A 13596-nucleotide genomic window follows, 5' to 3' on the forward strand; every position below is an offset into this window, starting at 1 on the left:
AAGTCGAAATTCCGTCGGCCGCGAGGTCCCAAGTTTTTGGACTTTACCAATGCATTACTAAGTCGAAGAATCGCTAAATCGTTTCTGCATATCTACGATCGCAAGCTATGACCGACGCTCCCCGCGACAACTCCGCCACCCGTGCCCGCTGGCAGACGTGTCTCAGGCTGGCCCGCGAACTCCTCCTCATCGGGCCGGACAACTCCGACCTCAAACTCGAATATCTCCATACCCTGATCGACACCGGCCGCCTCGGTCCCACCCGCCACCCCCGCAAGAAAATCCTCATCATCGGCGCCGGTATCACCGGCCTCGTGGCCGGCCGTCTGCTCAAGGACGCGGGCCATGACGTCACCATCCTCGAGGCCAACGCCGGCCGCGTCGGCGGGCGCATCAAGACCTTCCGCACCACCAAGCACCATCAGCCGTTCGACGACCCCGCCCAGTACGCCGAGGCCGGGGCCATGCGGTTGCCCGACTTCCATCCGCTCGTCCTCGCCCTCGTCGACAAACTCGGGCTCGGCCGCCGGCAGTTCTACAACGTGGATATCGACCCCACCACCGGCAGCGGCCCCGATGTCCCCGCCCTCCCGGTGACATACACCTCCTTCACCGGCCGCACCTGGAGCTACGGCGATGAGAGCCCCGACTTCCGCGAGCCCGAGAAGCGCGGCAACACCTGGATCCGCACCAACCGCGTCCAGGTGCGGCGCGCCGACTACGCCGCCACCCCGGAACGGATCAACGAGGGCTTCCACCTCACCGACGACGAGGTCCGCGCACCCGCCGTGCAGATGGTCGACGACGCGCTGGAGAGCGTGCGGGACCACTACTCCGACATCGTGGACGGGCAGCGCGTCAACAAGCCGTTCGACCAGTGGGTCGAGGGCTGGGCCCGGGTGATCCGCGACTTCGACGGCTATTCGATGGGCGGCTTCCTGCGTGACTACGCCGGGCTCAGCGACGAGGCGATCGAGGCCGTCGGAACGCTGGAGAACATGTCCTCGCGGCTGCATCTCTCCTTCTTCCACAGCTTCCTGAGCCACACCGACATCAGCCCCGGCGTGCGCTACTGGGAGATACCCGGCGGCAGTTGGCGGCTGCCCGACGCCCTCCACCGGGGTCTGCGCGACGAGGTGCGATTCGGCCACCGCATGATCCGCCTCGAGTACGACGACCCCAGCCGCGACTCCGTCCCCGGGGGCACCGGCGCCGTCGGACCGGGCGGGTGGGGCGTGGCCGTGCAGACCGTCGCCGAGGACAATCCGGCGGGCCCGACCCAGTTGTGGACCGCGGACCTGGCGATCGTCACCATCCCGTTCTCCACGCTGCGCTTCGTGGAGATCGTCCCCTCGATGTCGTACAAGAAGCGCCGCGCCATCATCGAGACCCACTACGACCAGGCCACCAAGGTGCTGCTGGAGTTCAGCCACCGGTGGTGGGAGTTCACCGAGGACGACTGGCGCAACGAGCTGGCGAGCATCGCACCGGGCCTCTACGAGTACTACCAGCAGGGCGGCGAGAGTGGCGCCGCTCCCGCCCCCGCGCTCGCCGGTGCGGGCATCGCCGATCTGCTCGGCGCCGCGGTCAAGGACAGCGGTGTCACCGACGAGGTGCGGCAGTTCAACAGCACCATGCCGCTGCGCGGCCCCGCCGTCCGGCCCGCCACCCACTGCTTCGGCGGGGGCTCGGCCACCGACAACCCCAACCGGTTCATGTACTACCCCTCGCACGCGGTCGAGGGCAGCACCGGTGGCGTGGTGCTCGCCTCGTACTCCTGGTCCGACGACGCCTCGCGCTGGGACTCCATGCGGGAGGCGGAGCGCTATGTCTACGCCCTGCGGAACCTCCAGGCCCTGCACGGCCGCCGCATCGAGGTGTTCTTCACCGGCCGGGGCACCACCAAGAGCTGGGCCCGCGATCCGTACGCCTTCGGCGAGGCCGCCACGTACACCGCCCACCAGATGACCAGCTTCCATCTGGACGCCTCCCGCCCCGAGGGCCCCGTGCACTTCGCCGGGGAGCACACCTCCCTCAAGCACGCCTGGATCGAGGGCGCCCTGGAGAGCGCCGTCCGCGCCGCCATCGCCGTCCACCAGGCCCCGCCCGTCACCACCCCGGGCCCGGACCAGGGCGGCCGCTCATGACCGAGATCACCCCCGAGTGCACGGTCGCCCGCTACCTGGCCCGCCGGCTGGCCGAGTTGGGCATCACCCATCTGTTCGGTGTGCCCGGCAACCATCTCGGCCCGTTCCTCACCGTGCTGCGGGCCGAGGGCGACATCGAGTGGGTCGGCACCCCCACCGAGGGCGGCGCGGGCCAGGCCGCCGACTCCTACGCCCGCCTCCACGGCATCGGCGCGGCCGCGGTCACCTACAGCGTCGGCGCGTTCAATCTGCTGAACGCCTGTGGCGGCGCCTATGTGGAACACGTCCCGCTCGTCGCCATCAACGCCTGCCCGCCCTATGAGCAGTGGCAGAACTACCGTGCGCTGGGCCTGCTCACCTCGCATATGAGCCCCCGCCGGGAGAGCAATCTGGATGTCTACCGGCAGGTCACCGTGGAGGCGCAGGTCATCTCCAACCCGGGTCTCGCCCCCGGCCAGATCGACGCCGCGCTCACCGCCTGTCTGTCCGAGCGCAGGCCCGTCTATCTGGAGGTCATGGAGGACCTGTGGGACGAGCCCTGTGCGGTGGCCGAGGAGCCGCTGCTGCGCCGCGAGCGGCCGTTCAGCGCGCGCAACCAGACCATGCTGGCGGGCGCGGTCGACGCGATCATGAACCTGATCGAGGAGCACCCCGGCCCGGACGGCAGGCCCCGCCCGATCGTATGGGCGGGCGAGGAGGTCGAGCGGTTCCGCCTCGATGGGCAGCTCACCGACCTGACGCAGGCCACCGGGGTGCCGTTCTGCACCACCGTCGGCGCCAAGGCCGTCGTCGACGAGCGGGGGCCGCAGTTCCACGGCGTGTACAACGGCAAGGCCAGCCACCCGGATGTGCACTGGATCTTCAAGGACTGGGCCACCTGCCGGATCGGCCTCGGCGCCTGGTCCACCTCGAAGAACCTCGATGGTGAGCAGTGTGTCGGCACGGACTGGGTGATGGCCGCCCAGGGCGGAGTCGGCGTCGGCACCCGGTACTTCCCCGACGTCCAGCTCGCCCGGCTGATCCCCGCCCTCCAGGACGCGCTGGTGGCGCGGTTCGGCTCCGGGGGCCTGACCGCCGACTACTACGCCGAGGCCCACGCCCACCAGGGCGCGCCCGACGAGCGGCCCGCCAGTCTCCAGGACCACCGCGCCACGCTGCGCGCCGGTGGCTCGTCGTCCCGGTCCGGCGAACGGCTCACCTACGACGGTGTGTTCGACCGGATCAACCACTTCCTGGGCCGGGAGACCCGGGAGGAGTGGACGGTCGTCTCCGACGCCGCGTTCTCCCTCATCGGCTCGATGAACCTGAGCCTGCCCGCGGGCGGGTTCCTGTCGCAGATCAGTTGGCTGTCCATCGGCTGGTCCGTCGGCGCGGCCACCGGTGCCGCGCTCGCCCCGGAGCGCGGCCACGCCCGCCCGATGGTGTTCGTCGGCGACGGCGCCTTCCAGGAGACCTGCCAGGAGATCTCCACCCACACCAGGCTCGGGCTGCGGTCGGTGGTGTTCGTCATGGACAACGGACACTTCTACGGCATCGAGCAGATGCTGGTGCGCCCGTCCTACTTCGCGGACCGGGATTCCCGCGACCCGGACGGCACCAACGGCGCGGACTTCTACAACGTCCTCCACCCGTGGCACTACGACCGCCTCGCGGAGGTCTTCTCGGGCAAGACGACCCCGGCGAACGGGGTCAGCCTCGCCCACGTCTGTGACCTGGACGAACTGCTGGCCCGCCTCACCGACCCCACCGACCCGGTCAACGCCGGACCGCTGCTGGTCCGCGTCCACCTGCGGCGGCACGACTACCCGCGGGCGATGGCATACAAGCTGGAAGAGGAGTAGGGACATGTCGGAATTCATCAACGTAATGATCGCGTTCGACGCGGTCTCGATCGCCAAGCGCTACCCCGACGCATCGAGGAACCCCGACGCTCCGACGCAGGTCGACCACGCCCTGATCTATATGACGACGCGCCAGGACCGCGTCATCGGCACCTCCGGGGCCGAGCTGAACTTCCGGGCCAACCCCCGGGACATCATCCGGTGGCGCGAGACGACGCTGTCGCTCAACAGCGAATACTGCGCCTTGCTGTACCGGTATCTGAGCAACGACCAGCTCATCAGCAAGCCGCGGATCGTGATCGGCGACGGCACCTACCCGATCCCGAAGGACGGGGCCACCGACCAGCCGGATTTCGAGACCCAGGACTATGAGGACCACTACTGGGAGGCGGACGTCAAGAAGACCGGCCAGGTCACCTACCGCTTCTTCTTCCAGCTTCTGGACAGCGAGCAGAAATTGGTGGGGTACTTCCAGTGGGACCCGTTCATCACCATCGACAAACGCGCCTGAGGGACATCGCCGCGGTCGGGTAGCGGCAGCGGCACGTCACGCAGGCGGTGCGGGCATCCGCACCGCCTGCGGGGTGACGGCCCGGAAGGGGGCCGGTCCTAGTTCAGCCCGGTGAGGAATTCGCTGAACAGGCGGTTCGCCGATTCGGACGCGTAGAGGCGGTCGAGCTCCGCCCCGGGCGATCTGGCGCCGGAACTCGCCCTGGTAGGAGACGTCTCCGGAGTCGTGCATCAGATCGGTGAACCATGCCGCGAACGCCTGGTAGTTCCATACGTGCCGCAGACATGTCGCGGAGTAGGTGTCGAGCAGGCTCGCATCGTGCTCCTCGACCTGGCGGATGACGGCCTTCGCGAACACATCGGCGTCATGGAGGGCCAGGTTCATGCCCTTGGCGCTCATGGGAGGCACGATGTGGGCGGCGTCTCCGAGCAGATACAGCCGGCCATGGCTCATCGGGTCGTAGACCACACTGCGCAGCGGCACCAACCGCTTGCTGGAGATTTCCCCCCGCATCCGCACGGGCTCGCCGAAGCGGATCTCGATCTCGTCCCAGATGTGCTCGTCCGTCCACTCCGAGAGGGAACTGTCGAGCGGACACTGGAGGTAGAAGCGGCTCGCCTCGGGACCGCGGGCGAACTGGCCGGCGAAGCCACGGGAATGGATCGCCATCATGGACTGGTGGTTGGCCGGCACCTCGGCCAGGACGGTCAGCCACGCATACCCGTAGTCGTGCGCGTAGCGGGTGAGATGGCCGCTGGGGATGGTCGCCCTGCTGACACCGCGGTCGCCGTCGCAGCCGGCGATGAAGTCGCAGTGGATCGTCCGTGTCGTACCGACGCTGTCCCGGTAGCGCACAAGGGGCCGTTCGTCGCCGGAAACGCTCTCCAGTGAGACGTCTTCGGCGTCGAAGCGAAGGTCTCCGCCGTCGCCGATGAACACATCGATGAGGTTGCGGACGAGCACCTGCTGGGGGCAGAAGCGTCCGTCGCCGTCGTCGGTCGAGTACGCGTAGGGGCGCGTCTCGCCGTCGATCCGGAAGTTCAACACCGGCTCGAAGGGGACGCCGTCGAGCACCTTGTCCTCGAGTCCCCACTGCCTGAACATGCGTGCCGCTCGGTTGTCGATGACACCGGCCCGCTGCCGCTGCTCGACGTACTGACGGCCGCGCTTTTCCAGGATGACGCAGTCGATCCCGCTGCGCAGCAGGAAGTTGCCGAGGGCGAGCCCGGCGACTCCCGATCCCACGATCGCCACCGTGGTGTTCTCGTCCACTACGGACATGGGTTGCACCCCTTCTTCTTCGGGTGAGCGCGCGGTGCACCGCGAGGGCATATCCTTAAGGGAAGTTGTCACTACGGATCATACGTAGTCGCCACTACGGATCGCAAGGAGGAATCGGCATGCGCCGAGACGGGGCCGCCAACAGGGAGCGCGTTCTACTCGCCGCCGAGCAGGTGTTCGCCGCGAGCGGGGCCGCCGGTTCCACAGAGGAGATCGCCCGGCAGGCCCAGGTCAGCATCGCCACCGTGTTCCGGCACTTCCCCACCAAGCAGGACCTGATCGAGGCCACCGCCGTGCGCTACCTCGAGAAGCTGACCGACGAGGCCCGTCGGCACGCCGCCGACCCGGACTCCGGCAGGGCGTTCGCGTCCTTGCTGCGGACCCTCGTGTCGACCGGGTCCGTCAAGATGACCCTGCTGGATCTGCTGCCTCCGCACAGCGACGACGGCGAGGGTCTGTCCCAGCCGGTCACCACGGCAGTCGACGCCTTTCGCGAAGCCCTCAGGTCCGCGCTCGAACGCGCCCAGGCCGCCGGGGCCGCCCGACCGGACGCCACCGCCGACGACGTATCCGTACTGCTGCGCGCCCTGGCCCATGTGGCTACCCCCGGCGAGGGTGGCGGCGTCGACCGGGCCGTGGGAATCGTCCTCGACGGCCTCGGCGTTCCGCGCTGACGCGCACCCGCCCACCGGGCGGTGCGGTCGGCCGCCGGACGCAGGGGGACGGGCGGGTCAGCGATGACCCCGCGGCCCCTCGGGCAGGCGCACAGGGCCCGAACGCCCGCGTCGTGAGGGTGCCGGCTTCCGCGGAGCCGCGCCGCCTCAGGGCCTCGCGTGGAAGACCTCCGCGGCATGCGCCGCCGCGGGGGCGCTCAGCAGGGTGTGGAGCCGGTGGAACAGTTCGCCCGCTGCCACGCCGTTCCACTCCGGTGGAAGCAGTTCCAGGGGAAGTCCCGGGTCGCGGTAGGGCATGCGGCGCCACTGGGTCAGCATCGGCGCATAGGTACGGAACGCCTCAAGCGGCGGTGGCTCGTGCCGGGTCACCGCGTCCAGGACGGGGCGGTACCGGTCCAGGAAGTCCGCGTACAGGGCGGTGAGTTCGTCCAGGTCCCACCAGGAGCGGACCTTCTCGCGCAGGTCCCCGAAGGCGAAGTGGTCACCGGTGAAGAGGTCGACGTACGCGGACAGCTCCCGGCGCTCCAGGGTGCGCCGGGTCTCGGCCGCCAGATGCCCGGGGGCGATCCAGACGCCCGCCGCGGCGGTGCCGAAGCCCAGCCGGGTCAGGGTCGTCCGCAGTGCGTGCCGCTTCTCGCGCTCGGACTCGGGCACGGAGAACACGACGAGGACCCAGCCGTCCTCGCGGGACGCTCTGGCCTGCTGGAAGATGCGTACGTCGCCCTCGGCGAGGGTCTGGAGGGTGGAGTCGGCGAGCGAGTAGCCGGCGAGACCGTCATGGCGTTCGCCGCGCAGCACATCGCGGCGTTTCATCCGGGAGACCGAGGACCGCACGGCCCGGCTCTCCACACCGAGGTCCGCCATGAGGCTGATCACCGAGGCGACCGAGAGCCAGTTGTGCTCGCCCCGGGCGTAGAGGCCGAAGACCGTGAGGATGAGCGGGGCGTGGCGGGACTCCCGCTCGCCCGCCGCGGTGGTGGCCGTTGTCGTCTGCGCGGTCATGTACCGGCACCCTAACGCCTGGCGCGGCGGAGCGATCACTTGCTCCGCCGGCTCGGCCTCATCCCCCGGTGTGCGGCGCCACGAGTCGTTCCTGCGGGATCACGGCCACGCCAAGGATCTCGATCATGGCTTCGGGCTGCCACAGCGCCGTGCAGCCGATGCCCGCCATGGCCGGGTAGACCGGCCCGGCCAGTTCGCGCCAGACCTTGCCGATCTCCTTGCCGTGCGCCTGGTAGTCGGGGATGTCGGTGAGGTAGATGGTCACGCTCACCAGGTCTTCGGGGCGCCCGCCGACCTCGCGCAGCGTGGTGAGCAGGTTGCCGAACGCCTGCCGGAACTGCTCGACGATACCGCCCGGAACGATCTTCATCTCGGCGTCGAGGGCGGTCTGTCCCCCCAGGTGAAGCGTGTTTCCGGCGAGTGTTCCGTGTGAGTAGCCGCTGGGTGTCGGCAGGGTGGTCGGGTTCACGGGGACGGGGGTCATGGGGCCTCCGGCTCGGTTGCGTTCCGTCCTGACCCACGGTCGGGCAGGTCCATCCAGGTGTATTGACTTTAAATGACGACCGTGAGAAACACGAGACATCGGATCCTGGTCCCCGACTGAACGGAGCCGACCCCATGGAGCCCGACCTGAGCAAGTACCGCCTCGAAGGCGACAATTCGATGTACCGGCTGCCCAGTGGCATCGTCGCCCCCGTGGTGACGCGCGGCGGCCTGGAGAGCGGCAACACCGCCGACTCGGGCGGTGCCGTCCGCGTCTCGGGCGTGAGCATCCAGCACACCCCGGCCACTCGCCTCTGGTTCGGCAAGGTGAGCAATGAACCCGGCTACCGCTCGGTGACCCACCACCACGGCGAGGCCGAGACCGGCGGCTATGTCCTCTCCGGCCGGGCCCGTATCTACTTCGGCGAGCGGTTCGAGGACTATGTCGACATGGAGGAGGGCGACTGGGTCTTCGTACCGCCCTTCATGCCGCATGTGGAGTGCAACCTCTCCCGCACCAAGCCGCTGACCTGGATGACCACCCGGACACCGGAGAACATCGTGGTCAACCTGCCCGATGTCGCCGACGCCGAGCTGCGCGACTGGCTGGACCGCCAATGACCCGGACGCCCCCCACCTCGGCCGTCTTCACCGCCGCCGTCACCCTGAAGCCCGCCCAGCCCGAACACTTCGACCTCGCCTTCACCGCCACCACCCAGCCCTGCCCCTGGCCCAAGGCATACGGCGGCGATCTGGTCGCCCAGGCCGCGGCGGCGGCCATGCGGTCGGTGACCGACGGCAAGTCGCTGCACTCGATGCACAGTTACTTCCTGCGGCCCGCCGATATCGGGGCCGAGGTGCGCTACGAGGTGGAGGTGGTGCGCGACGGGCGCGGCTACAGCACCCGGCAGGTGCGCGGCTACCAGAACGGCAAAACGCTGTATGTGTGCCTGGCCGGTTTCGCGGCGGGCGAGGCCGGTGCGGCCTTCCACACCACGTTCGCCGACGCTGTGCCCGCCCCGGAGACCCTGCCCAGCTCGGCCGAGTACCTCGCGGAACGCGACGGCGGGTCGATGACCAAGGAGTCCAAGGCGTACTGGGCCGGCGGCCGCGGCTTCGATATGCGGCATGTCCCCGGCCCGGTCTACCTCACCGTCGAGGGAGAGCGCCTTCCGCACCAGGCGGTCTGGCTGAGGCCCTTCGACCCGCTCCGCCCCGTCGACGGGCTGACCGACGCGGAGCGGGACCTGGCCGCCCTGGCGTACGTCTGCGACTACACCATCCTCGAACCCGTCCTGCGCGTGCTCGACCTGCCCTGGGCCAGGCCCGGGCTGGTCACCGCCAGCCTCGACCACGCGATGTGGTTCCACCGTCCGGGGCCGCTGGGCGACTGGCTGCTCTACGTCCAGGAAGCCGCCGCCGCCGACGCGGGCCGCGGCCTGGGCACGGGCCGCTTCTTCACCCGCGATCACCGCCACCTGGCAACCGTCGTCCAGGAGGGCCTGATCCGCCCCACCTGACCCGCCGCTGGTTCCCGGCGGGCTCCCGGAAGGACTCTTCCGTGACTCTTCCGCTCCCCCTCTCACCCTCCGCGCACATCGACACCTTCACGCGCGACCGGTTGCCGCCCGCGCATCTGTGGCCGACGCTCGAGTTCACGACGCCGGAACTGCGCTACCCGGACCGGCTCAACGCGGCGACCGAGCTCATCGACATCCCCACCGCTCTGTTCGGCCCCGGCCGTCCCGCGCTGCGCACCCCGGCCGGCGGACTGTGCACGTACGGCGAACTGCGCACCCGCGCCAATCAGGTCGCCCAGGTGCTCACCGAGGATCTGGGCCTGGTGCCGGGGCAGCGCGTGCTGCTGCGTTCGCCCAACAACCCCTGGACCGTGGCGGCCTGGCTCGGCGTCCTCAAGGCCGGTGGTGTCGTGGTGACCACGATGGCCGCCCTGCGCGCCCGGGAGCTCACCCCGATCACCGAACGCACCCGGCCTTCGATCGCCCTGGTGGACCACCGGTTCACCGACGAGGTCCGCACGGTCCGGGACACCGCTCTGCCCGGGCTGACGGTGGTCGGGTACGGCGGTGGCGGCCCGGAGGATCTGGTGGCCAGGGCCGCGGCCAAGTCCGGCGACTTCAGCAACGTGGACACCGCCGCCGACGATGTGGCGCTCCTCGGCCCCACCTCCGGATCCACCGGCACCCCCAAGATCACCATGCACTTCCACCGGGACATCCTGTCCATCGACAACACCTTCGGCCGCCACACCCTGGACCTGGTACCGGACGATCTGGTGGCCTGCACCGCTCCCCTGGCCTTCACCTTCGGCCTCGGCATGCTGGTCGTCTTCCCGCTGCGGGCCGGTGCCTGCGCCCTGCTGACGGAGTCCGCCACGCCCCCGCAGCTCGCGGATATCGTGCGGCGGCACGGTGTCACCGTGCTGGCGACCGCGCCCACCGCCTACCGGGCGATCCTGCGCGAGGGACGGGAACAGCAGCTTGCCGGGGTGCGGATCGGGGTCTCGGCGGGCGAGCACATACCCCGCACCACCTGGGAGGAGCTGCGGGATCGCATCGGTCTGAAGGTGGTCGACGGCATCGGCGCCACCGAGCTGCTGCACATCTTCATCTCTGCCGCCGGGGACGCCATCCGGCCCGGCGCCACGGGAGTGGCGGTCCCCGGCTTCCGTGCGGCGATCCTCGGCCCCGACGGCACCGAACTCGGCCCCGGAGAGCCGGGCAGACTCGGTGTCATCGGCCCGGTCGGCTGCCGTTATCTCGGTGGCGAACGACAGCGGGACTACGTCCTGGAGGGCTGGAACATCACCGGTGACATCTTCCACCGGGACGAGGACGGCTACTTCCACTACCACGCCCGCAGCGACAGCATGATCGTCTCCTCCGGGTACAACATCGGCGGCCCCGAGGTCGAATCCGCCATCGACACCCACCCGGACGTCGTGGAATCCGCCGTGGTGGCCCGCCCCGACCCGGAGCGCGGCTCGGTCGTATGCGCCTTCGTGGTGCTGCGGGACGGTGTGCCCGGCGACGCGGCCAAGGTGAAGGAGATACAGGACCACGTCAAGCAGCTCCTGGCGCCCTACAAGTACCCGCGCGATGTGCGGTTCCAGGACGCCCTGCCGCGCAACACCAGCGGCAAACTTCAGCGTTTCAAGCTGCTGCGCCAGGTGCGCCCGGCCCATGACGACGAGCGGGCCACCGAGGCCGTCGCCGAGAGTTGAGAGGAACCCCGTGAACATCGCGATCATCGGCGGCGGTCCCGGCGGGCTGTACTTCGCGGCCCTGATGAAGCAGCTCGACCCCGCCCACGAGATCACCGTCTGGGAACGCAACGCCCCCGACGACACGTTCGGCTTCGGCGTCGTGTTCTCCGACGAGACGCTCGGCGGCATCGAGAACGCCGACACCACGATCGCCGAGGCCATGGCCCGGCGCTTCGCCCGCTGGACCGACATCGACATCCACTACCGGGGCGAGAGCCACACCGTCGGCGGCCAGGGCTTCGCCGCCATGAGCCGCAAGGAGCTGCTCCGCCTGCTCCAGGAGCGCTGCCGCGACCTCGGCGTCACCCTGCACTTCTCGACCGTCGCGCCGGACACCGAGCGGCTGCGGGCGTCCTACGACCTGGTGGTGGGGGCCGACGGGGTCAACTCCTCGGTACGAGCGGCCCACGCGGATGTCTTCCGCCCCTCCCTGGACCGTCGGCACAGCAAGTACATGTGGCTCGGCACGGACCGGGTCTTCGAGGCGTTCCAGTTCTTCGTCGAGCAGACCGAATGGGGGGTCATGCAGGTGCACGGCTACCCCTACTCCGACACCGGCTCCACGTTCATCGTCGAGATGCCCGAGGACGTCTGGCGGCGGGCCGGTTTCGACGCCATCGACCGGGCCGGCGGCGCACCGGGCGCCTCCGACGAGCGGGCCGTCGCGCGGGTCCGCGAGCTTTTCGCCGACGCGCTGGACGGCCACCGGCTGTTCGCCAACAACTCCAAGTGGCTGAACTTCACGACCGTACGCAACGAGCGCTGGCACCACGGCAATCTCGTGCTCATCGGGGACGCCGCCCACACCGCGCACTTCTCCATCGGCTCGGGCACCAAGCTGGCGATGGAGGACGCGCTGGCCCTCGCGGCCTGTCTGCACGAACACCCGGACGCCGAGCGGGCGTTGACCGCCTACGAGTCCGAGCGGCGCCCGGTCGTGGAGTCCACCCAGCGGGCGGCGCAGGGCTCGCTGGAGTGGTTCGAGAACATCGGGATGTACGCCCACCAGGAGCCGACCCAGTTCTGCTTCAACCTGCTGACCCGCTCCCGCCGCATCACCTACGACAATCTGCGCACCCGCGACCCCGACTTCGCCGACCAGGTGGACGCCGCCTTCGCCACCGCGCAGGGCCTCGGCACGGTGGCACCGGCCATGTTCCAGCCGTACCGGCTGGGGCGGCTGGAGCTCAAGAACCGGGTGGTCGTCTCGCCGATGGACATGTACTCCGCGGTCGACGGCGTACCCGGCGACTTCCACCTCGTCCACCTCGGCTCCAAGGCCATGGGCGGCGCCGGACTGGTGATGACCGAGATGGTGTGCGTCTCACCCGAGGGCCGCATCACGCCCGGCTGCACGGGTCTGTGGAACGGCGAGCAGCGCGATTCCTGGCGGCGGATCGTCTCCTACGTCCATGAGCGCAGCACCGCCCGCATCGGCCTCCAGCTCGGCCACTCGGGCCGCAAGGGCTCGACCCGGCTGATGTGGGAGGGCATGGACGAACCGCTGCCGGAGGGCAACTGGGAGACCGTCGGCCCGTCCGCGCTGCCGTACGGCCCCGGCTGCGCGGTTCCGCGCGAGGTCACCCGGGCCGAGATGGACCGGATCGCCGAGGACTTCGTCGCCGCCGCCCGCCGGGGCGCCGAGGCCGGGTTCGATCTGCTCGAACTGCACTGCGCCCACGGCTACTTGCTGTCCTCCTTCCTCTCCCCGGTCGCCAACCACCGCACCGACGCATACGGCGGCCCGCTGGAGAACCGGCTGCGTTTTCCCCTGGAGGTCTTCGACGCCGTGCGGGAGGCGTGGCCCGCGGAACGGCCGATGATCGTGCGCATCTCCGCCACCGACTGGGTGCCGGACGGCAACACCGAGCATGACGCCGTCGAGATCGCCCGCGCGTTCGTCGCCCACGGCGCGGACGCCATCGACGTGTCCTCCGGGCAGGTCACCAAGGACGAGCGCCCCGCCTTCGGCCGCTCCTACCAGACCCCGTTCGCCGACCGCATCCGCCATGAGGTCGCTGCCGCCACCGGCACCGCCGTCATCGCGGTGGGCGCGATCGCCTCGTACGACGACGTCAACTCCCTGCTGCTGGCGGGCCGCGCCGATCTGTGTGCCGTGGGGCGCACCCATCTGTACGACCCGCACTGGACGCTGCACGCGGCGGCCGAGCAGGAGTACCGGGGGCCGGGCGCCGAGTGGCCGATGCCGTTCGGCGCGGGCCGCCGCAAGCCCCCGGCCGCGCGCACCGACGCCGTACGGCCCCGGCTGTCCCTGCTCCGGTCCGACCCCGCCGGCCAGTCCGTCCACCTGCGCTGGACCCCGGCCCCGGCCCCGGCACCCGTCTTCTGACACGTGGCGTGGTCGGGCGCG

At 70.0% G+C, this 13596-nt stretch carries 11 protein-coding genes; 8 read left to right on the forward strand and 3 right to left on the reverse strand.

What is annotated here, in order from left to right:
- Positions 1–107: 107 nt before the first annotated feature.
- Genes ACK1X7_RS08245 through ACK1X7_RS08255 form a run of 3 tightly spaced genes read left to right on the forward strand, consistent with a single transcriptional unit; the run spans position 108 to position 4499 of the window.
- Positions 108–2147 carry a flavin monoamine oxidase family protein gene (locus tag ACK1X7_RS08245; RefSeq protein ID WP_385139829.1) on the forward strand — a complete coding sequence of 680 codons (2040 nt, stop codon included), beginning with the start codon at positions 108–110 and terminating at the stop codon, positions 2145–2147.
- Positions 2144–3988 (forward strand): thiamine pyrophosphate-binding protein, encoded by a 1845-nt coding sequence (locus tag ACK1X7_RS08250; RefSeq protein ID WP_390792630.1) that lies wholly within the window; start codon positions 2144–2146, stop codon positions 3986–3988. The genes ACK1X7_RS08245 and ACK1X7_RS08250 overlap by 4 nt, the downstream gene beginning before the upstream one ends.
- Before the next feature lie 4 nt (positions 3989–3992).
- On the forward strand, positions 3993–4499 hold the full coding sequence (locus ACK1X7_RS08255; RefSeq protein WP_385139835.1) for an inclusion body family protein: 507 nt from the start codon (positions 3993–3995) through the stop codon (positions 4497–4499).
- Positions 4500–4535: 36 nt separating this feature from the next.
- On the opposite strand, the gene ACK1X7_RS08260 is transcribed toward ACK1X7_RS08255, so the two are convergent.
- On the reverse strand, positions 4536–5780 hold the full coding sequence (locus ACK1X7_RS08260; protein WP_413114876.1) for a 4-hydroxybenzoate 3-monooxygenase: 1245 nt from the start codon (positions 5778–5780) through the stop codon (positions 4536–4538).
- A 119-nt stretch (positions 5781–5899) separates the two neighbouring features.
- On the opposite strand from ACK1X7_RS08260, the gene ACK1X7_RS08265 reads away from it, so the two are divergent.
- Entirely contained in the window at positions 5900–6454 is a 555-nt protein-coding gene (locus ACK1X7_RS08265) for a TetR/AcrR family transcriptional regulator (protein ID WP_398161153.1), read from the forward strand.
- A gap of 147 nt (positions 6455–6601) precedes the next feature.
- Here ACK1X7_RS08265 and ACK1X7_RS08270 read toward each other — a convergent pair whose 3' ends face one another.
- Positions 6602–7456: a PaaX family transcriptional regulator C-terminal domain-containing protein gene (locus tag ACK1X7_RS08270; RefSeq protein WP_385139842.1), complete on the reverse strand. Its 855-nt coding sequence runs from the start codon at positions 7454–7456 to the stop codon at positions 6602–6604.
- Between the two features lie 58 nt (positions 7457–7514).
- Entirely contained in the window at positions 7515–7940 is a 426-nt protein-coding gene (locus ACK1X7_RS08275; RefSeq protein ID WP_385139846.1) for a RidA family protein, read from the reverse strand.
- Between the two features lie 134 nt (positions 7941–8074).
- On the opposite strand from ACK1X7_RS08275, the gene ACK1X7_RS08280 reads away from it, so the two are divergent.
- The 4 genes from ACK1X7_RS08280 to ACK1X7_RS08295 are packed head-to-tail and all read left to right on the forward strand — an operon-like array spanning position 8075 to position 13575.
- The gene (locus ACK1X7_RS08280; RefSeq protein ID WP_385139849.1) at positions 8075–8560 is read left to right on the forward strand and encodes a cupin domain-containing protein; all 486 of its coding nucleotides are present in this window, start codon (positions 8075–8077) and stop codon (positions 8558–8560) included.
- Positions 8557–9459, forward strand: a complete 903-nt coding sequence (locus ACK1X7_RS08285) for an acyl-CoA thioesterase (RefSeq protein ID WP_390792626.1) — start codon at positions 8557–8559, stop codon at positions 9457–9459. Before ACK1X7_RS08280 ends, ACK1X7_RS08285 begins: the two co-directional genes overlap by 4 nt.
- 41 nt (positions 9460–9500) lie before the next feature.
- Entirely contained in the window at positions 9501–11183 is a 1683-nt protein-coding gene (locus ACK1X7_RS08290) for an AMP-binding protein (RefSeq protein WP_413114877.1), read from the forward strand.
- A 10-nt stretch (positions 11184–11193) separates the two neighbouring features.
- The gene (locus tag ACK1X7_RS08295; protein WP_413114878.1) at positions 11194–13575 is read left to right on the forward strand and encodes a bifunctional salicylyl-CoA 5-hydroxylase/oxidoreductase; all 2382 of its coding nucleotides are present in this window, start codon (positions 11194–11196) and stop codon (positions 13573–13575) included.
- Positions 13576–13596: the final 21 nt, after the last annotated feature.

It is taken from the genome of Streptomyces sp. CY-1, assembly GCF_047218265.1.
Lineage (GTDB): Bacteria > Actinomycetota > Actinomycetes > Streptomycetales > Streptomycetaceae > Streptomyces > Streptomyces niphimycinicus.